Source organism: Sphingopyxis sp. Geo48 (assembly GCF_949769155.1).
Classification (GTDB): Bacteria; Pseudomonadota; Alphaproteobacteria; order Sphingomonadales; family Sphingomonadaceae; genus Sphingopyxis.
In genome coordinates, this window is record NZ_CATKPA010000001.1 from 546,448 (window position 1) to 573,219 (window position 26,772).

General features: G+C 66.2%; 28 protein-coding genes. 9 read left to right on the forward strand and 19 right to left on the reverse strand.

Features of this window, described 5'->3' with window-relative positions:
• The first annotated feature begins 7 nt into the window (after positions 1-7).
• Positions 8-664, forward strand: coding sequence for a PEPxxWA-CTERM sorting domain-containing protein (locus QOL79_RS02835; RefSeq protein WP_283418555.1), 657 nt, complete (start codon positions 8-10; stop codon positions 662-664).
• A 109-nt stretch (positions 665-773) separates the two neighbouring features.
• On the opposite strand, the gene rplQ is transcribed toward QOL79_RS02835, so the two are convergent.
• From rplQ to rpsM, 4 genes are all read right to left on the reverse strand, one after another.
• On the reverse strand, positions 774-1,193 hold the full coding sequence (gene rplQ, locus QOL79_RS02840; RefSeq protein ID WP_058454490.1) for a 50S ribosomal protein L17: 420 nt from the start codon (positions 1,191-1,193) through the stop codon (positions 774-776).
• 108 nt (positions 1,194-1,301) lie between these two features.
• Positions 1,302-2,360 carry a DNA-directed RNA polymerase subunit alpha gene (locus QOL79_RS02845; protein ID WP_058454489.1) on the reverse strand — a complete coding sequence of 353 codons (1,059 nt, stop codon included), beginning with the start codon at positions 2,358-2,360 and terminating at the stop codon, positions 1,302-1,304.
• Between the two features lie 101 nt (positions 2,361-2,461).
• Positions 2,462-2,851, reverse strand: coding sequence for a 30S ribosomal protein S11 (rpsK, locus tag QOL79_RS02850; protein WP_003040416.1), 390 nt, complete (start codon positions 2,849-2,851; stop codon positions 2,462-2,464).
• 78 nt (positions 2,852-2,929) lie between these two features.
• Positions 2,930-3,298 carry a 30S ribosomal protein S13 gene (rpsM, locus tag QOL79_RS02855; RefSeq protein WP_058454488.1) on the reverse strand — a complete coding sequence of 123 codons (369 nt, stop codon included), beginning with the start codon at positions 3,296-3,298 and terminating at the stop codon, positions 2,930-2,932.
• A gap of 212 nt (positions 3,299-3,510) precedes the next feature.
• On the opposite strand from rpsM, the gene QOL79_RS02860 reads away from it, so the two are divergent.
• Positions 3,511-4,029, forward strand: coding sequence for a TetR family transcriptional regulator (locus QOL79_RS02860; RefSeq protein ID WP_283418556.1), 519 nt, complete (start codon positions 3,511-3,513; stop codon positions 4,027-4,029).
• Here the strand turns inward: QOL79_RS02860 and QOL79_RS02865 are convergent.
• From QOL79_RS02865 to QOL79_RS02880, 4 genes are all read right to left on the reverse strand, one after another.
• Positions 4,014-4,427, reverse strand: coding sequence for a hypothetical protein (locus tag QOL79_RS02865; RefSeq protein WP_283418557.1), 414 nt, complete (start codon positions 4,425-4,427; stop codon positions 4,014-4,016). The genes QOL79_RS02860 and QOL79_RS02865 overlap by 16 nt on opposite strands.
• 90 nt (positions 4,428-4,517) lie before the next feature.
• Positions 4,518-5,309 (reverse strand): inositol monophosphatase family protein, encoded by a 792-nt coding sequence (locus QOL79_RS02870; protein ID WP_204993187.1) that lies wholly within the window; start codon positions 5,307-5,309, stop codon positions 4,518-4,520.
• 10 nt (positions 5,310-5,319) lie between these two features.
• Positions 5,320-6,663 (reverse strand): TldD/PmbA family protein, encoded by a 1,344-nt coding sequence (locus QOL79_RS02875; RefSeq protein WP_283418558.1) that lies wholly within the window; start codon positions 6,661-6,663, stop codon positions 5,320-5,322.
• 52 nt (positions 6,664-6,715) lie between these two features.
• The gene (locus tag QOL79_RS02880; RefSeq protein ID WP_058454483.1) at positions 6,716-7,114 is read right to left on the reverse strand and encodes a hypothetical protein; all 399 of its coding nucleotides are present in this window, start codon (positions 7,112-7,114) and stop codon (positions 6,716-6,718) included.
• A 302-nt stretch (positions 7,115-7,416) separates the two neighbouring features.
• Between QOL79_RS02880 and QOL79_RS02885 the strand changes: the two genes are divergently transcribed.
• Both QOL79_RS02885 and QOL79_RS02890 read left to right on the forward strand, forming a co-directional pair.
• Positions 7,417-9,351 carry a S9 family peptidase gene (locus QOL79_RS02885; RefSeq protein ID WP_283418559.1) on the forward strand — a complete coding sequence of 645 codons (1,935 nt, stop codon included), beginning with the start codon at positions 7,417-7,419 and terminating at the stop codon, positions 9,349-9,351.
• A gap of 70 nt (positions 9,352-9,421) precedes the next feature.
• A complete protein-coding gene (locus QOL79_RS02890) occupies positions 9,422-10,684 on the forward strand; it encodes a SulP family inorganic anion transporter (RefSeq protein WP_283418560.1) in 1,263 nt (420 codons plus the stop codon).
• Between the two features lie 4 nt (positions 10,685-10,688).
• Here the strand turns inward: QOL79_RS02890 and QOL79_RS02895 are convergent, their stop codons facing one another.
• From QOL79_RS02895 to QOL79_RS02940, 10 genes are all read right to left on the reverse strand, one after another.
• Complete coding sequence (locus QOL79_RS02895) at positions 10,689-11,297, reverse strand: hypothetical protein (protein ID WP_282946883.1); 609 nt, start codon at positions 11,295-11,297, stop codon at positions 10,689-10,691.
• Between the two features lie 83 nt (positions 11,298-11,380).
• Positions 11,381-11,899: a demethoxyubiquinone hydroxylase family protein gene (locus tag QOL79_RS02900; RefSeq protein ID WP_204993182.1), complete on the reverse strand. Its 519-nt coding sequence runs from the start codon at positions 11,897-11,899 to the stop codon at positions 11,381-11,383.
• The gene (locus tag QOL79_RS02905) at positions 11,896-12,378 is read right to left on the reverse strand and encodes a disulfide bond formation protein B (RefSeq protein ID WP_283418561.1); all 483 of its coding nucleotides are present in this window, start codon (positions 12,376-12,378) and stop codon (positions 11,896-11,898) included. Before QOL79_RS02905 ends, QOL79_RS02900 begins: the two co-directional genes overlap by 4 nt.
• Before the next feature lie 19 nt (positions 12,379-12,397).
• Positions 12,398-13,798, reverse strand: coding sequence for a S41 family peptidase (locus tag QOL79_RS02910; protein ID WP_058454478.1), 1,401 nt, complete (start codon positions 13,796-13,798; stop codon positions 12,398-12,400).
• Positions 13,799-13,930: 132 nt separating this feature from the next.
• Complete coding sequence (locus QOL79_RS02915) at positions 13,931-15,145, reverse strand: murein hydrolase activator EnvC family protein (protein ID WP_283418562.1); 1,215 nt, start codon at positions 15,143-15,145, stop codon at positions 13,931-13,933.
• A complete protein-coding gene (locus QOL79_RS02920) occupies positions 15,142-15,570 on the reverse strand; it encodes a 23S rRNA (pseudouridine(1915)-N(3))-methyltransferase RlmH (RefSeq protein ID WP_282948251.1) in 429 nt (142 codons plus the stop codon). Before QOL79_RS02920 ends, QOL79_RS02915 begins: the two co-directional genes overlap by 4 nt.
• Before the next feature lie 32 nt (positions 15,571-15,602).
• Entirely contained in the window at positions 15,603-16,013 is a 411-nt protein-coding gene (rsfS, locus tag QOL79_RS02925) for a ribosome silencing factor (RefSeq protein ID WP_082657548.1), read from the reverse strand.
• Positions 16,010-16,663 (reverse strand): nicotinate-nucleotide adenylyltransferase, encoded by a 654-nt coding sequence (locus QOL79_RS02930; RefSeq protein ID WP_283418563.1) that lies wholly within the window; start codon positions 16,661-16,663, stop codon positions 16,010-16,012. Before QOL79_RS02930 ends, rsfS begins: the two co-directional genes overlap by 4 nt.
• Positions 16,660-17,040: a hypothetical protein gene (locus QOL79_RS02935; RefSeq protein WP_058454474.1), complete on the reverse strand. Its 381-nt coding sequence runs from the start codon at positions 17,038-17,040 to the stop codon at positions 16,660-16,662. Before QOL79_RS02935 ends, QOL79_RS02930 begins: the two co-directional genes overlap by 4 nt.
• The gene (locus QOL79_RS02940; protein WP_283418564.1) at positions 17,004-18,287 is read right to left on the reverse strand and encodes a glutamate-5-semialdehyde dehydrogenase; all 1,284 of its coding nucleotides are present in this window, start codon (positions 18,285-18,287) and stop codon (positions 17,004-17,006) included. Before QOL79_RS02940 ends, QOL79_RS02935 begins: the two co-directional genes overlap by 37 nt.
• Before the next feature lie 78 nt (positions 18,288-18,365).
• On the opposite strand from QOL79_RS02940, the gene QOL79_RS02945 reads away from it, so the two are divergent.
• Both QOL79_RS02945 and QOL79_RS02950 read left to right on the forward strand, forming a co-directional pair.
• Positions 18,366-19,496, forward strand: a complete 1,131-nt coding sequence (locus QOL79_RS02945; protein ID WP_283418565.1) for a DUF3667 domain-containing protein — start codon at positions 18,366-18,368, stop codon at positions 19,494-19,496.
• Between the two features lie 68 nt (positions 19,497-19,564).
• Complete coding sequence (locus QOL79_RS02950) at positions 19,565-21,196, forward strand: alkaline phosphatase D family protein (RefSeq protein ID WP_283418566.1); 1,632 nt, start codon at positions 19,565-19,567, stop codon at positions 21,194-21,196.
• Here QOL79_RS02950 and QOL79_RS02955 read toward each other — a convergent pair.
• On the reverse strand, positions 21,193-22,116 hold the full coding sequence (locus QOL79_RS02955) for a crotonase/enoyl-CoA hydratase family protein (protein WP_283418567.1): 924 nt from the start codon (positions 22,114-22,116) through the stop codon (positions 21,193-21,195). The genes QOL79_RS02950 and QOL79_RS02955 overlap by 4 nt on opposite strands.
• Positions 22,117-22,318: 202 nt before the next feature.
• On the opposite strand from QOL79_RS02955, the gene purC reads away from it, so the two are divergent.
• The 3 genes from purC to QOL79_RS02970 all read left to right on the forward strand — a co-directional run bounded on the left by purC (position 22,319) and on the right by QOL79_RS02970 (position 26,762).
• A complete protein-coding gene (purC, locus tag QOL79_RS02960; RefSeq protein ID WP_058454471.1) occupies positions 22,319-23,095 on the forward strand; it encodes a phosphoribosylaminoimidazolesuccinocarboxamide synthase in 777 nt (258 codons plus the stop codon).
• 119 nt (positions 23,096-23,214) lie between these two features.
• On the forward strand, positions 23,215-26,106 hold the full coding sequence (locus QOL79_RS02965; RefSeq protein WP_283418568.1) for a M16 family metallopeptidase: 2,892 nt from the start codon (positions 23,215-23,217) through the stop codon (positions 26,104-26,106).
• 125 nt (positions 26,107-26,231) lie between these two features.
• Positions 26,232-26,762, forward strand: a complete 531-nt coding sequence (locus QOL79_RS02970) for an FKBP-type peptidyl-prolyl cis-trans isomerase (RefSeq protein ID WP_283418569.1) — start codon at positions 26,232-26,234, stop codon at positions 26,760-26,762.
• Positions 26,763-26,772: the final 10 nt, after the last annotated feature.

The following is a 26,772-nucleotide window of genomic DNA, read 5'->3' on the forward strand; positions in this document are numbered from 1 at the left end:
AAAAGACATGAAAAAACCGCTTGCTGCTATGGCCTTGCTCCTTGCATCCGCGCTTCCGGTTGCGGCGCAGGCCGCCGTGACGATCACCTTCGACGACAAGGCGACGATTTCGAGCAGCAATGATTTCAAGTCGCAGCTGAACGCGCTGGGCCTCACGAAATATTCGTCGGACGACGTTTCGCTGGTCCTCACCGAAAATTCGATCATCACCTTCTATCTGCTTGGTTCGGAAAGCGGCTTCAACGACAGTTTCGCGACGATTTCGACCCCCAATCTGATCAAGAGCGAGAACACGCCCTTCCAGAACAATTTCGGCGCGCCGGTTTCGATCGGCAGCGGCGCGTTCAATGCCGGCAGTCTCGCCGGCCGCCTGAATTTCTCGAGCGTCGGCGGGAAGCCGGCGACGGTCGGGGACGACGGCTTCGGCATCTTCCTGACCAAAATGCAGAAGAGCGGCACTTCCGTTTCGACCTTCTATTTCGGTTATGACGACCAGATTCAGGGCGCCGACAACGATTATGACGATCTGATCATCAAGGCCGTCGTCACCTCGGCGGTGCCCGAGCCCGCGACCTGGGCGATGTTCCTGCTCGGCTTTGCCGCTGTCGGCGGCGCGATGCGCGCGCAGCGCCGGAAGGGGAAGCTTTCCGTTTCCTATGGCTGAGGCCTCGGTTCGGCGACCGGCCGGGCGAGCCTCCGCATTATCGAACATGAAAAAGGGCGGCAGTCCCTGCGGACGCCGCCCTTGATCTTTTGTCGCTGGAAGCCGCGGCTTACGCGTCTTCGAATTCGTCCTCGGTCAGCACCGGACCCGAATCCTGACCCTTGGCATCGACGTCGCGGTCGACGAATTCGATGATCGCGATCGGCGCGGCGTCCGAGGCGCGGATGCCGGCCTTGATGATGCGGGTATAGCCGCCGTTGCGGTCCTTGTAGCGCTCGGCGAGGACATCGAACAGCTTCGCGAGCTGCGTGTCGTCCATCAGGCGGCTCTTGGCGAGACGGCGGTTGGCAAGGCCGCCGCGCTTCGCGAGCGTGACCAGCTTTTCGACATAGGGACGCAGTTCCTTCGCCTTGGCGACGGTCGTCGTGATCTGCTCGTGCTTGATGAGCGAGGCCGACATGTTGCGGAACATCGCGATGCGATGCGCGCCGGTGCGTTGAAGCTTCCGGCCACCCGATTTATGACGCATGATTTCTTCCTTCGTTCGTTAAGGGCCCGTGTGAGGTAGCCCAGACCAGGTCGATTATCGGGCCGACCCATTCCCGTTGTGGGGCCCGGCTTTCGCCGGGCCGCAAGATCAGCCGAGAAGCTCTTGTTCGAGCTTCTTCGCCATTTCCTCGATATTCTCCGGCGGCCAGCCGGGGATGTCCATGCCGAGGCGCAGACCCATCGACGACAGCACTTCCTTGATTTCGTTCAAGGACTTGCGGCCGAAGTTCGGCGTGCGGAGCATTTCGGCTTCGGTCTTCTGAACGAGATCACCGATGTAGATGATGTTGTCGTTCTTGAGGCAGTTCGCCGAACGGACCGACAGTTCGAGCTCGTCGACCTTCTTGAGAAGGAAGCGGTTGAGCTGGTTGACGTCCGATTCCTCGGTCGCGGCCGAGGGGGCCGCCATGCCGATCAGGCCGCTGTCGTTCATCGCCTCTTCGAAGTGGACGAAGACCTGCAGCTGGTCCTGGAGGATGCGCGCCGCATAAGCGACGGCGTCTTCCGGGGTGACCGTGCCGTCGGTTTCGACGGTCAGGCTCAGCTTGTCGAAATCGAGCTCCTGGCCGATACGCGCATTGTCGACCTTGTAGGCGACCTGGCGGACGGGCGAGTAGAGCGAGTCGACCGGGATTAGGCCGATCGGCGCGTCGGCCGGGCGGTTCGCGGTCGCGGGGACGTAACCCTTGCCGGTGTCGGCGACGAGTTCCATGTTCAGCGTCGCGCCGTCGTCGAGGTGGCAGATGACATGGTTCGGGTTCATCACCTTGATGTCACCCGACACCATGATGTCGCCCGCCTTGACGGTCGCGGGACCGGTCGCCGAGAGCTGCAGCCGCTTCGGGCCTTCGCCTTCCATCTTGAGGGCGATCTGCTTCACGTTGAGGACGATGTCGGTGACATCTTCGCGCACGCCGGCAAGGCTCGAGAATTCGTGCAGAACATTCTCGATCTTGATCGACGTAATGGCCGCACCCTGGAGCGACGACAGCAGCACGCGGCGCAGCGCGTTGCCAAGCGTCAGACCGAAACCGCGCTCAAGCGGTTCGGCGACGAAGGTCGCCTTGCGCTTGCCGTCGCCGCCGGCCTTGATTTCCAGGTTGCTGGGCTTCTTCAATTCCTGCCAGTTCCGGATATTGACAGTCATGGACTTCCCTTCGCTATGGGCGGGGCGGCTGGGGTCGGCAGCGGTCCCGCGGAGATATTGCGGCGGCACGGCGGCCGAAGCCGCCGTTCCGGAAAAAGGTGTCAGACGCGGCGGCGCTTGGCCGGGCGGACACCATTATGCGGGATCGGCGTCACGTCGCGGATCGACGTGATATGGAACCCGACAGCCTGCAGGGCGCGGAGAGCCGATTCGCGGCCTGCGCCGGGGCCCTTGACCTCGACTTCGAGGGTGCGGACGCCGTGTTCGGCGGCCTTCTTGCCCGCGTCTTCGGCGCACACCTGCGCGGCGTACGGGGTCGACTTGCGGCTGCCCTTGAAGCCCATCATGCCGGCGCTCGACCAGGCAATCGCATTGCCCTGCGCGTCGGTGATGGTGATCATCGTATTGTTGAAGGTCGCGTTGACGTGGGCCACACCCGACGAGATATTCTTGCGTTCGCGCCGACGAAGGCGCTGCGGTTCACGAGCCATGATGAAATCCTAACCTAAATCCGTAAAGCGGGCCGGGGCACAAGCCGGTGAAGGCGGCCGCCGGCGCGAAAAACCGGCTTACTTCTTCTTGCCGGCGATCGGCTTCGCCTTGCCCTTGCGGGTGCGCGCATTGGTGTGCGTGCGCTGGCCGCGGACGGGAAGGCCCTTGCGATGACGCAGGCCACGATAGCAGGCGAGGTCCATCAGGCGCTTGATGTTCATCGCCGTGTTGCGGCGAAGGTCACCCTCGACGGTGTGGTCGGCGTCGAGCGTTTCGCGGATCTGCAGGATCTCGGCGTCGCTGAGGTCCTGGACGCGGCGGCTGTGGTCGATGCCCAGCTTGTCGGCGATGTCGACGGCGGTCTTGCGACCGATGCCGTGGATGTAGGTGAGCGCGATGATGACGCGCTTGTTGGTGGGCAGGTTGACGCCCGCGATACGTGCCATTGGTAACTTTCTCCTGCTCCACAGGGTCGCTGGCAACGACCCCATCTCAAAGCGTCTGATTTCCAACGCAAAAAACGGACCACGAACACGCTTGGAGCGTTTCGCCGTCCGGTCAGGCTGTCGGAATGGTGCGCAGGTAAGGCGAGTCGGGCAGAAAGTCAAGGGAAGTGCGGCCATTTGCACCGCTCCGCCATTCGTGCCACAGCGCAGGCGTGACCGAGGCCGCCGACCGCCCTGCCATCTGGCTCGACCCGCTCGCCGATCATGTGCTGGCGCATGGCATTGCGGCGTCGAGCCTGCGCGCGCTGGCCCGTGCGGCCGGAACCAGCGATCGGATGCTCCTTTATTATTATCCCGACAAGGGCGCGCTGCTTGCTGCCGTGCTCGAACGCGCCGCGGGGCGGATGACGGCGCTGCTCGACGCGGCGGCCCCGGCCCAGCCTCTGGGAGCAGAGGACCTGCGCGCGCGGATCGTCCCGATGCTTCGTGAGCCGGTTGCGGCCCCATTCATGCGTCTGTGGCTGGAACTTGCCGCACGGGGCGCTGCGGGCGACGCGCTGGCGCGGCGCGTCGGCGCAGCGATCGGCGGCGGCCTTATCGTGTGGATCGAGGCCCATCTGCTTCCCGATGCTGGCCCGGCAGCCGCCGCGCGATTGCTGGCGGAAATCGAAGGCCTGGTCCTTCTCGACAGTCTGGGAATGACGAGCGTGGTCGATCAGGCGCTCGGCTGAATGCGGTTCAGCCAGCAGCCGAGGAAGATTGCGACCGCCCCACCCCACAGGATCGACGCACCCGCCGACGCCAGATTGTTGCTATTCGCCGCGTAAAGCTCCGGCACCACGACCATCGCGACACTGTCGAGCGTGATGGCCGCAGCCGTGGCGATTGCGCTCGCCAGAGCCATCTGGTCGCTGCGCAGTCCCGCTAGCGCCCTTAACAGCAGCAGCACGGGCAAGGTTCCCGGTATCAACGCCGCATAGACGATCCAGCGCGCCGTGCCGGCGTACCAGCCGGAATCGCCGATCCAGCGGCAGACCAATGCCCCGACGAACCAGACGACGACCCCCATCCCGACGATGATCGCGAGTTGGCGCGTGGTGAAGGGAAGGTGCCGGTCCTGTGCTGCCATGGTAGAGCTCCTTTATGTAGCATGTGCTACAGAGGCGAATAGCACGATGTAGCACATGCTACAACAGGCCGGCTCATCGGCGCCGTTGCGTCAGGCGTTGTAGGCGATGGTGGCGGCGCGGTCGTGTAGCCGGCTGACGACCGCCCGGTGAATGCCGGGGGAGCAGGCGATGACACCGAAGGCTTGCGCGCGCGGCGTATTGAAGACCAGCGGTTCGCCGAATGCGTCGGTGACGACGGCCCCGGCCTCGGTCGCAATCAGCGCCGCAGCGGCGACGTCCCACTCGAACCCCCAGCGCAGCGTCGCGACCAGGTCGGCGCGGTCGTCGGCGACGAGCGCCATGCGCAGCGCGATGCTGTTCGGCTTCGTCACCATGATCAGGTCGCGGTCGATCTTCGGCAGGCTGTCGGCGGGGACGCGCGATCCATCGAAGATCATCCGGCGGCTGGCGCGCAGCGTTTCGCCGTTCAAGGTCGCGCCCTTGCCCTTTTGCGCGACCCACAGCTCGTCGAGCGCGGGGGCATAGAGCACGCCGAGCTCGGGTTGGCCGTCGATCACCAGCGCGACCGACACGCACCAGCCGGGGCGGCCGCGGATGAAATCGCGCGTGCCGTCGATCGGGTCGACGCACCACATGGCGCGGCACGACAGGCGGTCCTCATTGTCGGCGGTCTCTTCGGAGAGCCAGCCAGCCTCGGGCACCATCGCGCCGAGCACGGCTTTCAGCCGCGCATCGACGGCCAGGTCGACGTCGCTGACCGGATTGTCGTGCGACTTGTTCCAGACGTCGACCGCCTTGCCCTCGCCGCGCCAGCGCGCCATCGCCATGTCCCCGACCTCGCGCGTCGCGGCGATCACGGCTTCGAGGTTGCGACCCGGCATCGGCGGCGGCTCAGCTGCTGGCGACGGTCATGCCGTCGATGCGCAGCGTCGGCACATTGGTGGCATGCCGGAATTCGAGGTCGTTCGCAGGGACCAGCGCGGCGAACATGTCGACCAGATTGCCCGCGATGGTGAATTCGGCGATCGGACCGGCGATTGCGCCGTCGCGGATCACGAAGCCCGAAGCGCCGCGGCTGTAATCGCCGGTGACGGGATTGACGCCCTGGCCGATGAGTTCGGTGACGTAGATGCCTTCCTTGATGTCGGCCATCAGCGCCTCGGGGCTCAGGGTGCCCGCGGCGAGATGGAGGTTGCTCGCGCTCACCCCCGATGCACCGCCGCCGCGGCTCGCGTGGCCGGTGGGCGAAAGGCCGAGCTGCTTCGCCGAGGCGGTATCGAGCAGCCAGCCGGTGATCCTGCCGCCGGACACGATGTCCCGCGCTGCGGTCGGCAGACCTTCGCCGTCGAACGCCCGGCTGCGCAGGCCGCGCGGACGATGCGGCTCGTCGCGGATCAGGATGCTGCTGTCGAAGAGCGCCTGCTCCTCCTTGCCGAGCAGGAAGCTGGTGCCGCGCGCGATCGACGGACCCGCGATCGCGCCGAGCAGATGGCCGACGATGCTGCCGCCGACGCGCGGATCGATGATGACGGGGAGTTTACCGACCGGCGCCTTGCCGGGATTGAGGCGGGCAACCGCGCGCGTCCCGGCGCGCGCGCCGATCTCGGCGGTGCTTTCAAGGTCGGCAAGGTGGTGCGCGCTGTGCCAGCCATAGTCGCGCTGCATCGAAGCGCCTTCGCCGGCGATCACGCTCGCCGACACGCTATGGCCGCTTGACCCATAGCCGCCGGCAAAGCCGTGGCTCGTGGCGAGCGCGAAGCGCGTCCGGCTGTGGCTCGCACTGCCGCCCTCGCTGTTGGTCACGCCGGTGATCGCGCGCGCGGCTTCCTCGACCGCGAGCGCGGCTTCGCGCAGCGCCTGCGGGTCGGCCTCGCTGCCGTCGTCGAGATCGAGATCGGGGACGGGCCCCTTGAACAGCAAGTCCTGCGGGGCGAGACCGGCATAGGGATCCTCGGGTGCCTCGCGCGCCATCGCGACACAGCGCTCGACGAGCTTGGCGAGTTCGCCCGCGTCCATGTCGGCGGTCGAGACGCTGGCGCTCCGCTGCCCGACGAAGACCCGCAGGCTGATATCCTGTCCTTCGGAGCGTTCGACATCCTCCAATGCGCCAAGGCGCATCGAGACCGAGGTCGCGGCATTGCAATAATAGAGCGCGTCGGCGGCGTCGGCGCCGGCTTTGGTCGCGGCGCCGCACAGCATCTGCGCGCGGTCTAGGGCTTCGGCAACGGTCAGCATCCGCGCGCCCTATACGGCGCGCGGGTCAGCGTCAAAAATTAAAGTCGATGATTTAGCGCGCGATTGCCGCGATGGCGTCGGTCGCCGCCATCGCTCCGCTAACCCAGAGAAAGGGCAGGATGAGAGCAGCCGCCCAAAGCCGACGCGTATCGCGGCGGAAGCGCTGATGAAGCCCGCGGCTCGCGAGGGCCTGGCGGCTGAGATGATACCAGCGCCGTTCGGTCATCCGCGCGATCGGCAGCGCGAGCGCGACGAGCATGATGAGCGCAACGATGATGAGCGCCGAAGGAGCACCGGCCGAAACGGCGCTGGCGACGAGCCAGACCTGAAGCGCGGCGAAGGCGATGAGGGCGGCGGCGGCGTGAACGGTCATGCGGCGGCCAAGGCTGCGTGCCGGCGGTACGCTTGCAGTCGATCGGCGCCAGAGGCGCGGTCCGAACGTCGATGCCATGTTTTTCAGCCTCCCCGGCCGGCGATTCCCAGAAACCGCACGATTTGCCCCAAAAATTCCCAAGTCAAGACACTCTGCGCGCGATTCGTTAAAAAATGCATTCGATTCGTCCCGGATTCGCAACGAAATCGCGCCGGGGCGCCCAAATCGCTGCAAAAACGGTGATAATTGGCCCGATTTTTGCCCTCGGCGGGTTGCAGACGGTCGAGCGTGGAGCGCCGTTGGTCGAAGCCATGCATCCAGGGGCCGGGGTCGTGCCGTCTAAGTTTCATCCACTCGCACGAAGCAATTGGGGAAATAGCATGCGTCATCTCGCCATTCTGGCCGCCCTCGCTCTTCCGCTCGCACCGGCCCTCGCCGCGGAGGGCGACCGGCCGGGAATCGAACCCAAGCCCGCGGCGCTGATCGCCGACGGGATCCCGGAAGTTCCGGCCGATCTCACCGCGGCGACGCGGCCCTATATGGAGAATCGCAGCGCCAGCTTCGTCGGCTGGAACGAGGTCGATCGGTCGATGCTGATCGCGACGCGTTTCGGCAACACCGCGCAGATCCACCGCGTGGCGGCGCCGATGGGCGCGCGCCAGCAACTGACGTTCGAGGCCGAGCCGGTCGGCGTCGGCGCCTGGTCGCCGAAAAGCGCCGACATCATGCTGGTCCAGAAGGATGTCGGCGGGAACGAATTTTTCCAGATTTATGCGTTGAAGGACGGCCGGCTCGAACTGCTGACCGACGGCAAGAGCCGCAACGGATATAATGCGTGGAGCAGGGATGGCACGACACTCGCCTACACGTCGACGCGTCGCAACGGTCGCGACAGCGACATCTACCTCATCGATCCGCGCGATCGCGCGTCGAACAGGATGATTGCGCAGGTCGAGGGGGGCGGCTGGGCGGTCAATGATTTCTCTCCCGACATGCGCTGGGCGATCGTGTCGCAATATGTGTCTGTCGAGCAGGCCGACCTGTTCCGTCTTGATCTTGCCAGCGGTGCGCTTACGCCGATCGGCGATCACAAGAAGGCGATAGCGCAGCGCGGTGCCGAATTCGCACCCGACGGCACGATCTGGCTGACGAGCGATGAAGGGTCGGATTTCCAGCGGCTCGGTATGCTGGACCCGGCAAGCGGCAAGTTCACCGCGAAGGGCCCCGCCGAAAAATGGGATGTCACCAGCTTCAACATCGCCGACGACGGCAGTTTCATCGCCTATGTCGTCAACGAAGCGGGCATGTCGAAGCTGCGGCTGCTCGATCCGAAGAGCGGAGCGGTGCGCACGGTGGACCTGCCGGCGGGTGTCATCGGCGGGGTGAGCATCGCGCCATGGGGCGAGGTTGGTTTCAGCTTCACCTCGGCGCGCAGCGCGACCGATGCGTATAGCGTCGACCCGAGGACGCTGAAGGTCACGCGCTGGACGCAGAGCGAGACCGGCGGGCTCGACGTCACGCGGAATGTCGAACCCGAGCTGGTCAAGGTAAAGAGCTTCGACGGGCTGGAAGTGTCGGGTTTCCTCTACCGTCCCGACCCCGCGAAATTCCCCGGCAAGCGTCCGCTGATCATGAGCGTCCACGGCGGCCCTGAAAGCCAGTCGCGTCCGGGCTTCATGGGCCGCAACAATTATCTGCTCAACGAAATGGGGGTGGCGCTTTTCTATCCCAATGTTCGCGGTTCGACCGGCTACGGCAAGACCTTCGTCGGGCTCGACAACGGTCCGTTCAAACGCGAGGACAGCGTCAAGGACATGGGGGCCTTTCTCGACAGCCTCGCGAAGGACAAGGGGCTCGATGCGAGCCGTTTCGGCCTGACCGGCGGCAGCTATGGGGGATATATGTGCTATGCCGCCGCGACCCATTTTGCCGACAAGCTGCGCGCGAACCTGTGCGTCGTCGCGATCTCCAATTTCGTGACCTTCCTCGAGAATACGCAGGAATATCGCCGCGACCTGCGCCGCGTCGAATATGGCGACGAGCGCGTGCCTGCGCAGCGCAAGAAGCTGATGGAAATCTCGCCGCTGACCCGCGTTTCGGAGATCAGCAAGCCGATGTTCGTCGTCACGGGCGCGAACGACCCGCGCGTGCCGGCGTCGGAGGCCGATCAGATCGTCGCGGCAGTGCGCGCCAAGGGCGGCACGGCGTGGCACCTCGTCGGCACCAACGAGGGGCATGGCTTCGCGAAGAAGGAGAATGCCGATTATCAATTCTGGACGTCGCTGATCTTCTGGCAGAAATATCTGCTCGATTGACGGTGATGCCTTGACCCGGCGCGGGGCCGGCGATTAGCGCTTTCGGCGGATTTCAGCCGAAGGAGATGCGATGCGCCGGCCCAAGCTGCTGGATACGATGCGCGACTACAGCTGGCCGCTGTTTCGCGCCGACGCTCTGGCCGGGATCAGCGTCGCGCTCGTCGCCCTGCCGCTGTGCATCGCGATCGCCATCGCGTCGGGCAGCACGCCGTTCGTCGGGCTGGTCACCGCGATCATCGGTGGCTTCATCATCTCCGCGACCAGCGGCAGCAGGGTACAGATCGGCGGGCCGACCGGCGCCTTCATCGTCGTCGTCTATGGCGTGATCCAGAGCCACGGCATGGACGGGCTGATCGTCGCGACGATCATGGCCGGGATCATCCTGGTGATCGCGGGCTTCTTTCGCGCCGGCCGGCTGATCGCGCTGGTCCCCGAGCCGGTGATCGACGGCTTCACCATCGGCATCGCGGCGATCATCGCGGTCAGCCAGTTTCAGGATGCGCTTGGCCTGTCGGCGGGCAAGGTTCCGGCCGACATGATGCCGAAGCTGGAGGCACTGTGGGCGGCGCGTGCGACCCTGAGCCCCGCCGCGCTCGGCATCACCGCCGCGACGATCGCCGCCATCCTGCTGCTGCGCCGCTGGCGCCCACGATGGCCGGTGCTGGTGATCGCGGTCGGGTTCGCGTCGCTCGCGGTGCTATGGTTGCATCTTCCCGTCGATACCGTCGGATCGCGCTTCGGCAGTTTGCCGACCGGCCTGCCGGCGCCGCACTGGCCGCAGGTGACGGCCGATCGTGTCGTCGTGCTGCTGCCCTCGGCCTTCACCATCGCCTTTCTCGCCGGCGTTGAGTCCCTGCTCTCGGCGATCGTCGCCGACCGTATGTTCGGCGGCCATCACCGTCCGAGTGCCGAGTTGCTGGCGCAGGGCTATGCCAATATCGTCACGCCGCTGTTCGGCGGGCTGCCGGTGACCGGCGCGATCGCGCGCACCGCGACCAACGTCCGGGCAGGCGGGCGGACGCCGGTCGCGGGTATGGTCCATGCGCTGGTGATCCTGGCGGTGGTGCTCGTCGCCGGGAAGCTGGCGGGCGCGCTGGCGCTGCCCGCGCTTGCGGCTGTGTTGCTCGTCACCGCGCTCAACATGGCCGAGCCCGAGAAATGGCGCGAGCATCTGGCGCTTCCTAAAGAAGACCTGCTGCTGCTCGTGTTGACCCTGGTCCTGACCGTCCTCGCCGACCTCACGATCGCGATCGGCGTCGGGGTCGCGCTCGGGCTGCTGCTGCGCTGGGGGAAAGGGCGCGCGTCGGCGCCGTGGACGCCGCGCGGCCGCTGACCGGTCAGTTCTTCGGCGGAACCGGCAGCTCGCCCGCGTCGACATCGGGCGTAGCCGGGGCAGGGGCCTGACCGCTCGCCTGACGCTCGAGTTCTGCCGCCGCCTTCTGCCGTTCGGCGAGCGCCTTCTCCTCGGCGGTTACCGCCGCCTCGACCTCGGCGGCCGCCGCGTCGATGCCTGCGAGGCGCTTGGCGCGCTCGTCGGCGATCATCGTCTGCCAGTCGGTCTTGTCCGCCGCCCTCTGCTCGGCCTTGGCGCCCGCGACGAGTTGCTGGGTGCAGCCGGTGAAGCCGCCGAGCCCGACCGGCGAGCAGCTGTCGGTGCCGAACCGGCCGACGCGTTCCATCGAGGTCACGCGATTGAGCCACGCCTGGTTGCGCGGGTCGAGCGGGTCGCCGCCGCGGAAGATCTGCGGCACACGATAACGGTCCTGTTCGGGCAGGCGGTTGCAGACGACGATCTCGTCGGGGCTCGATGACTCGCACTTGTCCTGACCGTACACGATGACCTGGTTGATCTTCTCGGCATTCGTCGTGTCGGCGTCCTGCGCGGCGGCAGGAAGCGCGGCGAAGCTGCTGGCAAGAAAGAGCGCGGCGAGCGGCAGGCGGGTCATCAGTTTATCCTTCATCCTGTTTTGGCGGGCTTGGCACCATAAGCCTGCATCCGTGCTGAACGGGCAGGATTGTTCGAATTCTATCAGATACGCTTCGACAGCGCGATGGCTGCGCGGCAACCGGCGCGGATTGCGAGGCTGAGCAGCGGATAGCCGGGCGCGCTTTCGGCACCGGCCGCGAGCGCCGTTTCCTTATGCTCCAGTTCCTCGGCGCGGAAATCCTCGACCGCGGCACTGAGTTCGGGGTCGCTATCGCCGAGCTCGTCCAGCTGGTGCCGATAATGGCGGTCGATCTCGGTCTCCACCGCGGCGGTGCAGGCCATCGCGGCGCGCGGGCCCATCGCGGCAGTGACCGCGCCGAGCGCGAAGCCCGCGACGTTCCACACCGGCTGCAGGGCGGTCGGGCGCACGCCCCGCCGCGCGACCATCGCGTCGAAGAATTTGCGGTGCCGCTCTTCCTGTTCGGCCATATGCGCGATTTCGCGCGCCATCGGGTGACGGTCTCCCATCACCGCGAGCTGGCCCGCGTAGATGCGCGTCGCGCCATATTCGCCCGCCTGATCGACGCGGATCATCGATGCGTTTTTCGTCGGCCTGCTCATGCTGCCGATGTGCGCCCGCGGCGGAGCAAGGTCAAGACGAGCGCGGCGGCGGCAGCCGAGAATATCGCGTTGAAACCCGCGAGCGAAATGCCGGCAAAGGTCCATTGTGGGACGTCGCAGCGCGTGATCGGGGCGGCCATGATATCGTCGAGCGTGATCGGGCCGGTGACGCCGGTGCTGCACGTCGTCAGTCCCTGCCAAAGGCCATATTCGACCCCGGCATGGAAGACGCCGATCGCGCCGCTGATCGCAATCGCGATCGCGGCGAGCAGGGTCAGCGTGCGCATCGCGCCGTCGTTCTTGCGCAGCAGCAGCGCGAGCAGCGCCAGAACGATGGCGGCCTGGTGCGGCCAGCGCTGCCAATAGCACATCTCGCACGGATGGAGGCCGAAGCCGAACTGCGAGACGAGCGCACCGCCATACAGGAGCAACGGCGCGGCGAGCGCGACGAACGGCGCGGCGAGACGCGATTTCAACATTGCGACCCCTCGAAAACTGTCAGTTGCGCGCGGTCGGCTTGGCGGCCGGCTTTACCGGCGGCTTGCCGCCCTGCGCCATACGCGGCGCGTTCGGGCCGATCCGCCCGATCGTCTGCAGCGCGTAGTAAAGCTGATAATCGTCGATACCCTTCGCCTTCAGGTCGGTGGCGCTCGCGGTGAAGCGCGGGTCGTCCTTCTCGTCCTTTTCGAGCAGGCTGTTGTCGACCTTCTTCTCGTTGATCAGGTGGCGCCGAAGGTCGCTCTCGCGGAAGCGCGGACGGTTCTTGTAATCGGGGTCCGAAAGCTGCGGCACGCGGATGTCGGGCTCGATCCCGCCTTCCTGCACGCTGCGGCCCGACGGCGTGTAATAGCGTGCGGTGGTGAGACGAAGCGCGGTCGTGTCGGTCAGCGGCAGCACCGTCTGTACCGATCCCTTGCCGAAGCTGCGTTCGCCCATGATGACCGCGCGATGCTGGTCCTGGAGCGCGCCCGCGACGATTTCGGAGGCCGAGGCCGAGCCGGCGTCGATCAGCACGATCACCGGCGCGCCGCCGGTCATGTCGCCCGTTTCGGCGAAATAGCGTTCGATGTCGCCCTTCTTGCGCCCGCGCTGCGACACGATCTCGCCGCGGTCGAGGAACAGGTCGCTGACGCCGACTGCTTCGTCGAGCAGCCCGCCAGGGTTCGACCGGAGATCGAGCACCCAGCCACGCGGTTTGCGGCCCAGCGATTTTTCGACCGAGACCATGGCCGATTTGAGGTCGCGCGTCGCGTCGGCGGAGAAGCTGGTGATCGTCAGCACGCCGACGTCATCCTTCACTTCCCACTTCACCGGCTTCACGTCGATGATTTCGCGCGTCAGCGACATTTCGATCGGCTTGTCCTGGCCTTCGCGCACGACGGTAATGTCGATCTTCGTGCCCGGACGCCCGCGCATCTGCTCGACCGCCTCGTCGAGCGTGAGCCCGAAAATCAGTTCCTTGTTGATGTGGGTGATATAATCGCCCGCCTTGATGCCCGCGCGTTCGGCGGGCGTGTCGGCGGTCGGAGCGATCACCTTGACGACGCCGTCCTCCATGGTGACCGACAGGCCGAGCCCGCCATATTCGCCGTCGGTCTGCGTGCGCAGGTTCGAATAGTCGCGCGCGTCGAGATATCCCGAATGCGGGTCGAGGCTGGCGAGCATCCCGTTGATCGCGCCCTCGATCAGCTTGTCGTCGCTGACGGGTTCGACATAGTTGGATTTGACCTCGAGAAAGACGTCCATGAAGCGCGAGATTTCTTCCTGCGTCGACGCGTCGACCGTCGCCATCGCCCCGGTCGCGAGCGGGACGAGCGCGAGGGTCGAGAAGGCAGCGGCGCCCTGCCACAGCGCGAAGCGGCGCTTGGGGGAGGCTTGGGTCTTGGTCGATTCGGTCATGGTCGTCTTTCAATCCGCGAGGAAGCACCTCGCCTTATAAATCCCGGCCGTCCATCGTCCTATGGATTTATGAGGCCGTCAAGCGCTCATCCCGATACGGGGCAGGCCCCGAACGGGCGATTAACGCGCGTCTCAGCCGAGCATCGCCACGATGTCGACCGGGCGGCCGGCCCGGCGCAATTCGATGGTGATCCGGCTGTCCTGCGATCCCGCGCGGCCGACCGGCGTCCCGGCGTCGAGCGTATCGCCGACCCCGACCGACAGCGCGATCATTCCGGTGACGAGCGAGGTCCAGCCCCCGCCATGGTCGATGATCACGATCTTGCCATAACCGCGATAATCGCCAGCAAAGCTCACCCGGCCGGGAGCGGGCGCGACCACCTGCCCGCCGGGGCGCGCGGCGATGGTGATGCCGCGCGATCGGACGCCGCTTTCATTGACCTCGCCAAGCCCGGCGACGATGCGCCCCACGACGGGCAGGCGGTAAGCGCCGCGCGCGAGCTCGGCTTCGGCCGGAGCGGGCGGCGCGGCGATCATCGCCGCGCTCGTCGGATCGCGCGGACGGGGCAGGGGGCCGGCGAGTTCGGCAAGTTCGCCGCGCGTCGCGCTGTCGATCTCCAGCGTGTCCATCAGGTCGACGATGTCGCGCGCCTTTTCGCCGAGTCCGAGCGCGCGGTCGGCCTCGAGCTGCGCGCTGCTCATCAGCTCGCGCGAGCGGAGGCGGCCTTCATTCTCGAGCCGCGTCAGCGCGTCGCGGCGCTGCGCGAGCTGGGTCTTGCTGGCGGCGAGGGCCTTCAGGGCGATCGCCTGCTGGGTCTTCGTCGCGCGCAATTGCACGAGTTCGCGGCGGACCCCTGCGGTGCGCTGCGCGATCACGGGCATCGCGGCGTCGAGCACGGCGCGCGCATGGACCATGTCGGCGAGCGAGCCCGGCTGCGCGAGGACGCTGACGGGCGGCTGGCGCGACAGTTGCTGGAGCGCCGCGGTGAGTTCGAGCAGAGGCTGGCGCTGTTCGGCAAGACGCGCTTCCTGCGCCGCGACACGCCGGCTCACCAGCGCGACGCGCGCTTCGCCCGCGTTGATATCGGCCTCCGCGGACTGGATGCGCGCGGCGAGCGCGGCGCTGCGTTTCTTCAGCCGGTCGGCTTCGCTCCGCGCGGCAGTCGCCTGCGCTTCGAGCGCGGCGCTGCGTTCCATCGCCTCGGCCGATTGCTGCTTGGCGGTCAGGAGTTGCTGGCGCTCGTTCGCGGCGATCGCGTCGGGATCGAAAACGTCGCTTTGTGCGATGGCGAGTGCCCCGCTCGCGACCGTCACGGCCAGCGCCAGCGTCGCCAGCGCCCGCCTCATTGCCGTCCCTCGCGATGATAGGGATGACCGGCGACGATGCTGGTCGCGCGCCACAATTGTTCGGCAAGCATCGCGCGCGCCATCAGGTGCGGCCAGGTTGCGCGGCCAAAGGCAATCACCTTGTCGGCGCCCTCGCGCTCGTCGGGCGTGAAGCCGTCCGCCGCGCCGAGGCAGAAGCGCACTTCGCGGACGCCGCCATCGCGCCACTTTTCGAGGAGTTTGGCAAATTCGAGGGAAGAGAGCTGCTCGCCGCCCTCGTCGAGCAATATGGTGCGGCTGTTCTCGGCCGCGGCGGGCGCACGACCGCCAGTGTCGGGAAGCTCCGAAATCTTCTGCGCCCAGGTCACGCGCTTCATGTACCGCTCGACCAACTCGGCCTCGGGCCCCCGCCCGATGCGCCCGCGCGCGATGATGTGCAGCAACATGACGCCTCGCCTACGTTAGCGAGGCAAAGGCGTCAATTTACCGCGGCAACCGGCGGCGCGTCGCCGAACGACCACATGCGCTCGAGGTTGTAGAAGCTGCGCACTTCGGGGCGGAACAGATGGACGATCACGTCGCCCGAATCGATCAGCACCCAGTCGGCGTTCGGCAGGCCCTCGACGCGGACGTGTCGGCCCGTTTCCTGCTTGATGCGCTGTGCCAGCTTGTCGGCGATCGCCGACACATGACGCGTCGACCGGCCGCTGGCGATCACCATATGATCGGCGATGCTGCTCTTGCCGGCAAGCGGGATGGAGATGGTTTCCTGAGCCTGATCCTCGTCCAGCTGGTGGAGGATCAGCGCGTGGAGTGCTTCCACGCTGTCGTCCGAAGACGTAGGGGCGGTTGCGGCGCCGGGCGCGGCATCCTTACTGGCGGCTATCAAGCTTTTTCATTCCTTTCATCCATGGCCAGCCGCGAATGCGTGACAGGGTCGCGCATCGCGCGGCCTGCATAGCTCTCGAACCAGCGGGGGTTGGCCTGCCGTATTGCAGTTGCGGATCGCACATCGGGCGAAAAACGCAGGAACACGAGGGCAGGCGGTCTCCAGTCTGTCCATCGACATCTCTGGTCCGCGGGCCGGACAAAGCGCCGCAGCCATCCCATCGCCTTCGCAGCGTGGGTCCGACCATTATAGCCCGGACGCGCGACAACCGCAATCGGGATCAAGCGTGCGATCTCCCGCCAGTCGCGCCATTCGGGCAATTGGGCGAGGTTGTCGGCACCCATGATCCAGATGAACTGCCGGTTCGGGTAACGGCGGACGAGTTTTTTCAGCGTATCGATGGTATAGCGTGTGCCGAGTTCGGCCTCGATCGCGGTCGCGCGAATCGGCGATCGGCGGGCCATGCGCTGCGCCGAGCCGAGGCGGGCAGGAAGCGGGGCCATGCCTTTCGCCGGCTTCAGCGGATTGCCCGGCGAGACGAGCCACCATAGTTCGTCGAGTCCCAGCGCGTCGATCGCGTTGAGGCTGATCGCGCGATGGCCCCCGTGCGCGGGGTTGAAACTGCCGCCGAGGAGGCCGGTGGTGATCATTCGGGGAAGGATTTCACGACCCGTATATGGCCCACGATCGCCCGGTTGAAATTCGGTAGGTCCTCTGCGGGTATCCAATATTCCTCATGCTCGCGACCGCCGGCCTGTTCGACCCTGTAGCCCGCGAGATAATCGGCACTCACATCGAATTCGGTCACGAAGCCGGATCCCGATGCCGGCACATTCCAGTCGCGCGCGATTTTTACGGCATATTCGAATGTCGTGACCGGATAGAAAATGGGCTGATCGGGCAAACGGGGCGGGAATTCGCGCATCGCACTATCGGTGATCAGCGTCAGCTCCTTCGGCCCGACTGGCCGCCACAAACGGACTGTTTCGCTCAAGGCCGGGCCTGCCCCGTGCCGCGCACCAGCCATTTGTACGTCGTGAGCCCCTCGAGCGCGACCGGGCCGCGCGCATGGAGGCGGCCGGTCGCGATGCCGATTTCGGCGCCGAGGCCGAATTCGCCGCCATCGGCGAATTGCGTCGAGGCATTGTGCATGACGATCGCGCTGTCCACTTCAGCGAGGAAACGCTCGGCCGCCGTCTTGTCCTCGGTGACGATCGCGTCGGTATGGCGGCTCGAATGCGCGTCGATGTGCGCGAGCGCGCCATCGAGGCCGTCGACGAGCGCAATCGAGACGATCGCATCGAGATATTCGGTGTCCCAGTCGCCCGCCGTTGCGGTCTCGACATGCGCGCTCAGCGCCGCGACACCCTTGTCGCCGCGCACTTCGCAGCCCGCCGCGATCAGCGCGTCGACGATCGCGAGCGGTGCGGGGTAGGCGCGATCGATCAGGATCGTTTCGGTCGCGCCGCAGACACCGGTGCGACGCATCTTTGCGTTGACCGCAAGTTCGACCGCCTTCGCCGGATCGGCGGCCGCGTCGATATAGAGATGGTTGATCCCGTCGAGGTGCGCGAGCACGGGCACGCGCGCCTCGTCCTGCACCCGCGCGACAAGGCCCTTGCCGCCGCGCGGAATGATGATGTCGACCAGTCCCTGCGCGCGGAGCAGTGCGCCGACCGCCGCGCGGTCCTGCACGGGCACGAGTTGCACCGCGTCGGCGGGCAGGCCGCTTGCCTCCAGACCCGCCGCCATCGCGGCATGGATTGCGCGGTTGCTGTTCACCGCCTCGCTGCCGCCGCGCAGGATCACGGCATTGCCCGACATCAGGCCGAGCGCCGCGGCGTCGGCGGTTACATTGGGGCGGCTTTCATAGATGATGCCGACGACGCCCAAGGGCACGCGCACGCGGCTGAGTTCCATGCCGTTGGGCCGGGTGGCACGGTCAATCTCGCGCCCAACCGGGTCGGCAAGACCCGCGACATCCTCGACCGCGTCGGCGATTGCCGCGAGGCGCCCCTCGTCGAGCCGCAGCCGGTCGAGCATTGCCGACGACAGGCCGGCGGTCTTGCCCGCGTCCATATCCCGCGCATTGGCCGCGAGAATCGCCGGTGCCTGAGCGCGCAATTCGGCTGCGGCGGCGCGCAGTGCGGCCGCTTTTGCGCCGGTCGGTGCGACGGCCAGGATCTTTGCGACGACGCGCGCGCGCGCGCCCATTTCGGCGATCAGCGCATCGGCATCGATAAGGCGCGGCGTGGCAAGGGCTTCGGCGGTCATGACGCCGCCCCTACCATGTTTTGCTTGGACCCCGAAAGCCCCGTTGCACGCCGCCGCGCGCGCCACTAGTCAGGGCGCATGAGCGGGGATATCGAGAGCATCGGGGCGGCGATCACGGCCGGGCTGGCGGGCGCGGCGGTCGAGCCGAAACATGGTGGCGCGGCCGGGCATGACGGAATCCGCTGCCTCAACTGCGGGACCAGCCTCGTCGGCTCGCACTGTCATCGCTGCGGGCAGAGGGCCGATGTCCATCGCAGCTTCGGGGCGATCGGGCACGACCTTGTCCATGCGATCTTCCATTTCGAGGGCAAGCTGTGGAACACGCTGCCGCTGCTGACATGGCGCCCGGGCGACCTGACGCGCCGCTATATCCACGGCGAACGCGCGCGTTTCATCTCGCCGCTGGCGCTGTTCCTCTTTGCGGTGTTCCTGACCTATGCGGTGCTGGCGATGGTCGGCAGCGGCGGGGTCAGCGAAGGGCTCAGCAAGGCGGCCGCGGAACAGACCCGCACCACCGCGATCAAGGACAGTATGCAGGAGGAAGTCGACCGGATCGACGCCGAGCTTGCAAAGGCCGACCTGCCGCGCGCGGATCGCCGGAAGCTGGAGCAGGAGCGCGAAATCCTTCAGAAAAGTGCCGATTATCTGGGCATCTCGCGCAGCCGCAGCGAAGCCGAACGGGACGCCGAGCGCGCCGCGGGGCCGCCGGTGCTGAACGACCCGAAGCAGCAGGTCGCGAGTAGCGCCGACTTCATCACGCGCAACAAGGTCAACACCGGTGTGCCCTTCATCGATCACGGTCTGGAGAAGGCTTTCGCCAACCCCGCCCTGATCCTCTACAAGCTTCAGGCGAACGCCTATAAATTCGCCTGGGCGCTGATCCCGCTGTCGCTGCCTTTCATGTGGCTGCTCTATCCGTTCAGCCGCCGCTTCCACACCTATGACCATTTCGTCTTTGTCACTTACTCGATCAGCTTCATGCTGCTCCTGTTCGTCGCGGTGCGGCTCCTGAACCTCACGATCTTCGGCGATGTCGCGACCTTCGTCGCGATGTTCTATGTCCCGTTCCATATGTACCGGCAGCTTCGCGGCGCCTATCGTTCGTCGCGGTTTGGGTCGCTGGCGCGCGCGACCCTTCTGCTCTTTTTCAGCCTGTTTTCGGTGATCATGTTCATGCTGCTGCTGCTCGCGCTCGGGTTCAGCGGCTAGTCGGCAGTCCGGGCGCCAAGCTGTAACAAAAGCCGGGCAAAGACCCGGCGAATCCGGGAGACTATGTCATGCACCAGCTTTGGGGCGAAATGGATCGCCGCCTGCTCATCAAACTCGGCACCGCGGGGCTCGCTGCGCTTGCGCTGCCCGGCGCCGCGCGTGCCGCGATGGCGCAGGGCTTCACGCATAATGTTGCGAGCGGCGAACCCGGTCCGACGAGCGTTCTGCTCTGGACGCGCTATGCCGCGCCGTCGAGCGCGCGATTGACCGCCGAAGTCGCCGAGACGGCCGATTTTGCGCGCGTCGTCGGGGGTGGCAGCGCCGACGCCGAGGGTGGGAACGATCATACGGTCAAGCTTCGCGTCCACGGGCTCGAGCCGGGACGCTGGTATTTCTATCGCTTCGTCGCCCCCGACGGCACCACGTCGCCGGTCGGCCGCACGCGCACCTTGCCGCAGGGGCCGACAAGCGCTTTCAATATAGCGCTCTTTTCCTGCTCGAACCTGCCCTTCGGCTGGTTCAATGCTTATGCCCACGCGGCGGCCCGCGGCGACATCGATCTTGTCGCGCATGTCGGCGACTATCTTTATGAATATCGCGTCGGCGAATATCCCTCGATCGAGGAAGCGCTTCCCGGCAGATCGATCCAGCCGACGCACGAAATCGTGGCGCTTGCCGACTATCGCTTGCGCTACGCCGCCTATCGCAGCGACCCCGACCTCCAGCGGCTGCACCAGCTATTCCCGATGATCGCACAGTGGGACGACCATGAATTGGCGAACGATGCGTGGCGGGACGGCGCCGAGAACCACAATGAAGGCGAGGGGCCGTGGCCCGAACGCAGGCGCGCCGCCGAGCGCGCCTATCGCGAATGGATGCCTGTCGACGACAGCCGCTGGCGCCAGTACGAAATCGGCGACCTTGCGACCATCTTCCTCCCCGAAACACGGATCACCGGCCGCGACCGCCAGTTCGAGGTCGACGAGATCATTGCGGGCGGGGGCGATGCTGCGGCGAAATTGCGGCAGTTCGCCGAAACGACCTATCGCGATCCCCCGCGTCAGATGCTCGGGGTCGAGCAGGAGAAATGGCTGACCGGCGCCATCGCCAGATCCGCAAAATCGGGCACGTGCTGGCAGATTTGCGCGCAGCAGGTGCTGATGGGCAGCCTCTTCACACCGCCCGACGTCGTGAACTGGTTCGGGCCCGATATGTCCCCCACGGTGCGCCGCCGCGTCGAGACGGGGCAATTTGTCGCAAAGGCCGGCCTTCCGCTCAACTTCGACAGCTGGGATGGCTATCCCGCCGCGCGCTCGCGCCTGCTCGCGGCGGCGCAAGCGGCCGATGCCGACTTCGTCAGTCTTGCGGGCGATTCGCACAACGCATGGGCCTTTGACCTGGCCGAAGGCGGGCGTCCCGCCGGGATCGAGATCGGTGGTCACAGCGTCACTTCGCCGGGCTATGAACATTATACGCCGGGCATTTCGGACGCGCAGCGCGTCGGCGGCCTGCTGGGGTCGTCGCCCGAACTCAAATGGGCGAATACCGAGGATCGCGGTTATGTCACCGTCCAGCTGACGCGCGACGCGGTGACCGCGAACTGGCACAGCGTCGAGACGATCCGCAGCCATACGCCCGCGCTCAAATCGACGCACAGCATGACGGCGCGGCGCGGGCGGCGGATGTTCGAGGCGGCTTAGCTGTAGGGCGGCGATTCCTCGAACTCGTCGAACCAGGGATAGTCGTTCGCCACGCTCGCGGTGAAGTTGGGCGGGCGTTTTTCGAGGAAGCTCGTCACGCCCTCGGCCGCGTCGGGGCTGCGTCCGCGCGAGAAGATTGCGCGGCTGTCCCAGCGATGGGCCTGGATCGGGTGCGGCGCGCCCATCATCCGCCAGAGCATATGGCGGGTTAGCGCGACCGAGACGGGCGCGCTGTCGGCGGTCATCTCGCGCGCCTTCGCTATTGCCGCATCGATCAGCGCGCCGGGCGCATGGACCGACTGGACGAGGCCTTTGTCCCGCGCCTCCTCGGCCGAGATGAGGCGGCCGGAATAACAGAGGTCGACCGCGTTCGCGATGCCGACGAGGCGCGGCAGGAACCAGCTCGACGCGGCTTCGGGAACGATGCCGCGCCGCGCGAAGACGAAGCCGTAACGCGCGGTCTCGCTCGCCAGGCGCGCGTCCATCGGCAGCGTCATCGTCGCGCCGATGCCGACCGCCGCGCCGTTGATTGCGCCCAGCACCGGCTTCTTCGCCTCGAAAATGCGGAGCGACAGCCGCCCGCCCGAGTCGCGTATCAGCGGGTGCGACCAGTCGATGCTGCCATCCGCACCGATCGGGCTCGCCGAAGCGCCGTCGGGCAGTATCGCTTGTTTGTCAGTGCGCTTGTCATAATCGAAGGTCGAGGCACCCGAACTGAGGTCGGCTCCGGCGCAAAAGGCACGATCGCCCGATCCGGTGAAAATGACCGCGCGCACGGCGTCGTCGGCGTCGCAGTCGTCGAGCGCGGCGACGGCTTCGATCATCATCTCGGTCGTGAAGGCGTTCATCCGGTCGGGACGGTGGAGGGTCAGCAGCGCGATGCCCTCATGCTTGTCGAGGCGAATCTGGTCGAAACTCATTTCACTCTCCTTTGATTTTCGGACATGGTTGCAAGCGGCGTGCGCCAAGGCAAGCTCTAGTTTACGTAAGCGTAAAGATCGCCGGGGATGACGGGCGGTTTCTTTGCCGCTATAGCGCGCCCGACCGCCCCGGCGCCGCGCCTCTTTCCTGAGTCGCCATCGCCGGGGCCATTCATTTGGTTCCGACAGAAAGTACCCGCCCATGGCCCGCCGCCGCCAGATTTACGAAGGCAAAGCCAAAATCCTCTATGAGGGGCCAGAGCCCGGCACGCTGATCCAGTATTTCAAGGACGACGCGACGGCGTTCAACGCGCAGAAGCGCGGGACGATCAATGGCAAGGGCGTGCTGAACAACCGGATTTCGGAGCATGTCTTCACATTGCTCGGCCAGATCGGTGTGCCCACGCACTTCATCCGCCGCCTTAACATGCGCGAGCAGTTGATCCGCCAGGTCGAGATCGTGCCGATCGAGGTCGTCGTGCGCAACGTCGCGGCGGGCTCGCTGTCGAAGCGCCTCGGGATCGAGGAGGGGACGCAGCTTCCCCGCACGTTGATCGAATATTGCTACAAGGACGACGCGCTCGGCGATCCGCTCGTCGCCGAAGAGCATATCGCCTGCTTCAACTGGTGCAGCCAGGAAGAATTGCACGACATTCAGGATATGGCGATCCGCATCAACGACTTCATGTCGGGCATGTTCGCTGCGGTCGGCATTCGCCTGATCGACTTCAAGCTCGAATTCGGTCGCCTGTGGGACGGCGAGTATAGCCGTATCATCCTGGCCGACGAGATCAGCCCCGATGGTTGCCGCCTGTGGGACATGGTTTCGGGCGAGAAGCTCGACAAGGACCGTTTCCGCCGTGACCTTGGCGGCGAGGTCGAAGCCTATCAGGAAGTCGCGCGTCGGCTCGGCCTGCTGCCCGAAGGCGGCGAGAACGCGGTGCTCGACCTGGAAAGCCACCGCAAAAAGAAGGGCTGAGCGGCCGGGCTTTCCCGGTCGCTTCCGTTGGTCGGCGGCAGACGTCGTTCATCGAAAAGCCGCTCGACCGGGTTTCCGACGTGGCTTGACGGGGCGGAAATCGGGGCCATCACGGGGGGATGACCCTCCGCCTTGCCCGCCGCGCCACGATCGCGCTCTTGCCGCTCGTCCTCCTCGCACTCCATCAGGCGCCGCTGTCCGCAAAGGAGGCGGCCAAACCGGCGGCTGCCGCCACGATCAATTCGCAGACCCCCGCGGCGAAAGTGTGGAACTTTGCTGCAAGCGACATTCCGTTCGATTCCAACATCATCTTCGGCGTCCTGCCCAACGGGATGAAATATGCGCTGCTGAAGAATACGACGCCAAAGGACAGCGTCGTGCTGCGGATGCGCTTCGACGTCGGCAGCTTTGCCGAGGCCGACGACCAGCGCGGACTCGCCCATTTCCTCGAGCATATGGCGTTCAACGGCTCGACCCATGTGCCCGAGGGCGAGATGGTGAAGCTGCTCGAACGCAAGGGGCTGGCCTTCGGCGCCGATACCAATGCGTCGACCGGCTTCGACCAGACGGTGTACCAGCTCGACCTGCCCAATGCGTCCGACGACCTTGTCGACACCGGGCTGATGCTGATGCGCGAAACCGCGAGCGAGCTGACCATCGATCCCGGCGCAGTCGACCGCGAACGCGGCATCATCCTGTCGGAGCGGCGCGCGCGCGACACCTATCAGCTGCGCAGCCTGATCGACCAGCTCGATTTCCAGATGCAGGGGATGAAGGTTGCAAGCCGCATTCCCGTCGGCACCGAAGAAGTGATCAGGACCGCTCCCGCTGCGCGCATCCGCGACCTTTACGACCGCTATTACCGCCCCGAGCGCGCGACGCTGGTGATGGTCGGCGATTTCGATCCGGCGGCGATGGAGGCGAAGATCAAGGCGCGCTTCGCCGACTGGCAGGGCCGCGGCCCGGCGGGTGCGAACCCCGACATCGGCAAGCCCGATTATGCCCGCGCCGCCGCGAGCGACGATTTCGTCGATCCCGCGATCCAGGATTCGGTGACGATCACGGCGTTCCGGCCGTGGGTGCAGGAAGCCGACACCAAGGCGAAGCGCGCGCGCAAGCTCGCCGAGGATATCGGCGAGTCGATCGTCGGCCGCCGCCTCGCCAAGATCGCGCTCGAAGAGAATTCGCCGATCCTTGCCGGCTATTTCAGCGATGCTGAGGGCTGGAAGGTTTTCGATCAGGTCACGATCGGCGCGGTCGCGAAGGAGGGCGCGTGGAAGGACGCGCTCGCGCTCGTCGAACAGGAATGGCGACGCGCCGCCGAATTCGGCTTCACCGAAGCCGAGGTTGCCGAACAGGTCGCGAACCGCCGCACCGCGCTCAAGAATGCGGTCGCGGGGGTGACGACGCGGCGCAGCGATACGATGGCCGATGTTCTCGTCGATGCCGCCGACGGCGATTTCGTCGTCGTGCGGCCCGAAACGTCGCAGGCGATGTTCGAGGCGGTGGCGCCGTCGCTGACCTCCGACGCGATCACCGCCGCCTTCCGCAAGCGGATGGAAGGGCTCAGCCCGCCGCTCGCGCGCGTGACCTCGAAGAAGCCACTCGACGGCGGAACGGGCGCGATCCTCGCCGCGCTCAAGGCGTCGGCGCAGGTCGCCGTCGCGGCGCCGGCGCGGACCGAGAGCGCAGCCTTCGCCTATGACAATTTCGGGACACCCGGAAAGGTCGTCAGCGACGGCCGCATCGACGATCTCGGCATTCGCCGCATCCGCTTCGCGAACAATGTGATGCTCAACATCAAGAAGACCGATTTCCAGAAGGAGCGCGTCTATCTGTCGGTGCGCGTCGATGGCGGCAATCTGCTCGCGACGCGCGACGATCCGACGAAGGTCGCGCTGGCGGGCTCGCTGACGGTCGGCGGGCTCGAAGCGCATAGCGCCGACGAGCTGCGGACGATTCTGGCCGGCAAGACGGTGAGCCCCGGCTTCGGCGCCAGCACCGATGCTTTCGGGGGCAGCGCGCTGACCTCGCCCGAGGATTTTGCGCTGCAGGCGAAGCTGATGGCGGCGTTCGTGACGCATCCGGGTTACCGCGCCGACGGGCTCGCACTCATCCGCCGTTTCCTGCCCCAGCAATATGCCGCGAACGATGCGACGCCAGCCGCCGTCCTCGGCCGCGACGCAGCCGGAATCCTCGCCAATAACGATCCGCGCGCGCAGACCCCGCCGCTCGAGAAACTGCTGGCGCTCGACTGGAACCAACTCAAGCCTGCGATTGCCGACAGCCTTGCGCATGGCGCGATCGAGATCGGCGTCGTCGGCGACATCGACGAACAGGCGGCGATCGATGCGATCGCGGCGACCTTCGGCGCGCTGCCCGAACGCCGCGCGGCTTTCGATCCGCGCACCGATGCGCGGGTCCGTCAATATGCGACCGACCGCAGCGAGCGGACCTTGATCCACAAGGGGCCCGCCGAGCAGGCCGAGCTTCGCGTCTATTGGCCCGCGCGCGACGACAGCGACCTTGTCGAGGCGATGCGGCTCAACCTGCTCGCGCGCGTGATGCAGTTGATGCTGACCGAGGAACTGCGCGAGAAACTGGGCGAAAGCTACAGCCCCGGTGCGGCGGCGAGCCTGTCGGACGAATATCCGGGCTATGGCCATCTGTTCGCCGCGAGCAACGTGGATTTCAAGGATCTGGCGACGACGCGCGCCGCCATTTTCGCCATCGCAAAAGAACTGCGCGACAAGCCGGTCGATGCCGACCTGCTCGACCGCGCGCGCAAACCGCTGCTTGAGGCGATGACCAAGGCGCGGCGCGAGAACAGCTATTGGCTGCCCTATGTGTCCGAGGCGACAAGCCAGGAGGCACGGCTCGACCGTAGCCGCAAGAGCATCGCGATCGTCGAGGCGGCGACCCCCGCCGACCTCGAAACGCTCGCGCAGCGCTACCTGACGGACGACAAGGCGCTGGTAATCAAGGCGATCAGCGACAAGGCAGGGAAATAAGGGCCGGGAAATAGGGTCGGGCGGCGGACAGGCACGGACGATTGCCTCTGGACCCTCCGGCGCTCGTCCGCCTATAGGCGTCGCCGATGGTTTCGCGCCCGAAAGGGCAGGGGAAGGACAAGATTATGAGCGTGACGACGGTTCCACTGCGCCCGGTGAGCAAGGGCGGGCTGTGGTTGATGTGGATCGGGCTGATCGCGTTGCTCGTCGCGGGTGCGGCGTTCGCGTTCACCGGCACGCCGAAGATCGGTTTCGAAACGGTGAAAGCCGGGACGGGTCCGAGTCCGACCACTGCCGACGTCGTCCTCATCAAATATGAGGGGAAGCTCGATAATGGCACCGTGTTCGACGCCAATGAACAGGCGCCGATGCAGGTGTCGCAGGTCGTTCCCGGCTTTTCGCAAGCGCTGACCCGGATGCAGAAGGGCGGCAAGTACAAGATCACTATTCCGCCAGCGCTGGGTTATGGCGACCGCGCGGTTGGACCGATCCCGGCGGGTAGCACGCTGCATTTCGACATCGAGCTGATCGACTTCCGCACCGAAGCCGAAGTCCGTGCGATGCAGCAGATGATGCAGCAGCAACAGATGATGCAGGGTGCCCCTGGCGGCGCTCCGGGCGCACCCGGCGCCCCGGCTCCCGCGCCGCAGCCTTAATCGGCTCGCT

Excerpts from the sequence above, each read along its gene's own strand:
- QOL79_RS02950 (WP_283418566.1), top strand. The coding sequence starts at position 19,565 with ATGCACCAGCTTTGGGGCGAAATGGATCGCCGCCTGCTCATCAAACTC.
- QOL79_RS02965 (WP_283418568.1), top strand. The coding sequence starts at position 23,215 with ATGACCCTCCGCCTTGCCCGCCGCGCCACGATCGCGCTCTTGCCGCTC.
- QOL79_RS02905 (WP_283418561.1), bottom strand. The coding sequence starts at position 12,378 with ATGTTGAAATCGCGTCTCGCCGCGCCGTTCGTCGCGCTCGCCGCGCCG.
- QOL79_RS02880 (WP_058454483.1), bottom strand. The coding sequence starts at position 7,114 with ATGGCATCGACGTTCGGACCGCGCCTCTGGCGCCGATCGACTGCAAGC.
- QOL79_RS02845 (WP_058454489.1), bottom strand. The coding sequence starts at position 2,360 with ATGACTGTCAATATCCGGAACTGGCAGGAATTGAAGAAGCCCAGCAAC.
- QOL79_RS02915 (WP_283418562.1), bottom strand. The coding sequence starts at position 15,145 with ATGAGGCGGGCGCTGGCGACGCTGGCGCTGGCCGTGACGGTCGCGAGC.
- rpsM (WP_058454488.1), bottom strand. The coding sequence starts at position 3,298 with ATGGCACGTATCGCGGGCGTCAACCTGCCCACCAACAAGCGCGTCATC.
- QOL79_RS02940 (WP_283418564.1), bottom strand. The coding sequence starts at position 18,287 with ATGACCGCCGAAGCCCTTGCCACGCCGCGCCTTATCGATGCCGATGCG.
- QOL79_RS02930 (WP_283418563.1), bottom strand. The coding sequence starts at position 16,663 with ATGATCACCACCGGCCTCCTCGGCGGCAGTTTCAACCCCGCGCACGGG.
- QOL79_RS02955 (WP_283418567.1), bottom strand. The coding sequence starts at position 22,116 with ATGAGTTTCGACCAGATTCGCCTCGACAAGCATGAGGGCATCGCGCTG.
- QOL79_RS02900 (WP_204993182.1), bottom strand. The coding sequence starts at position 11,899 with ATGAGCAGGCCGACGAAAAACGCATCGATGATCCGCGTCGATCAGGCG.
- QOL79_RS02890 (WP_283418560.1), top strand. The coding sequence starts at position 9,422 with ATGCGCCGGCCCAAGCTGCTGGATACGATGCGCGACTACAGCTGGCCG.
- QOL79_RS02910 (WP_058454478.1), bottom strand. The coding sequence starts at position 13,798 with ATGACCGAATCGACCAAGACCCAAGCCTCCCCCAAGCGCCGCTTCGCG.
- QOL79_RS02935 (WP_058454474.1), bottom strand. The coding sequence starts at position 17,040 with ATGGCTGGTGCGCGGCACGGGGCAGGCCCGGCCTTGAGCGAAACAGTC.
- QOL79_RS02895 (WP_282946883.1), bottom strand. The coding sequence starts at position 11,297 with ATGACCCGCCTGCCGCTCGCCGCGCTCTTTCTTGCCAGCAGCTTCGCC.
- QOL79_RS02885 (WP_283418559.1), top strand. The coding sequence starts at position 7,417 with ATGCGTCATCTCGCCATTCTGGCCGCCCTCGCTCTTCCGCTCGCACCG.
- QOL79_RS02920 (WP_282948251.1), bottom strand. The coding sequence starts at position 15,570 with ATGTTGCTGCACATCATCGCGCGCGGGCGCATCGGGCGGGGGCCCGAG.
- rpsK (WP_003040416.1), bottom strand. The coding sequence starts at position 2,851 with ATGGCTCGTGAACCGCAGCGCCTTCGTCGGCGCGAACGCAAGAATATC.
- QOL79_RS02970 (WP_283418569.1), top strand. The coding sequence starts at position 26,232 with ATGAGCGTGACGACGGTTCCACTGCGCCCGGTGAGCAAGGGCGGGCTG.
- QOL79_RS02865 (WP_283418557.1), bottom strand. The coding sequence starts at position 4,427 with ATGGCAGCACAGGACCGGCACCTTCCCTTCACCACGCGCCAACTCGCG.
- QOL79_RS02870 (WP_204993187.1), bottom strand. The coding sequence starts at position 5,309 with ATGCCGGGTCGCAACCTCGAAGCCGTGATCGCCGCGACGCGCGAGGTC.
- rplQ (WP_058454490.1), bottom strand. The coding sequence starts at position 1,193 with ATGCGTCATAAATCGGGTGGCCGGAAGCTTCAACGCACCGGCGCGCAT.
- QOL79_RS02835 (WP_283418555.1), top strand. The coding sequence starts at position 8 with ATGAAAAAACCGCTTGCTGCTATGGCCTTGCTCCTTGCATCCGCGCTT.
- QOL79_RS02945 (WP_283418565.1), top strand. The coding sequence starts at position 18,366 with ATGAGCGGGGATATCGAGAGCATCGGGGCGGCGATCACGGCCGGGCTG.
- QOL79_RS02875 (WP_283418558.1), bottom strand. The coding sequence starts at position 6,663 with ATGCTGACCGTTGCCGAAGCCCTAGACCGCGCGCAGATGCTGTGCGGC.
- purC (WP_058454471.1), top strand. The coding sequence starts at position 22,319 with ATGGCCCGCCGCCGCCAGATTTACGAAGGCAAAGCCAAAATCCTCTAT.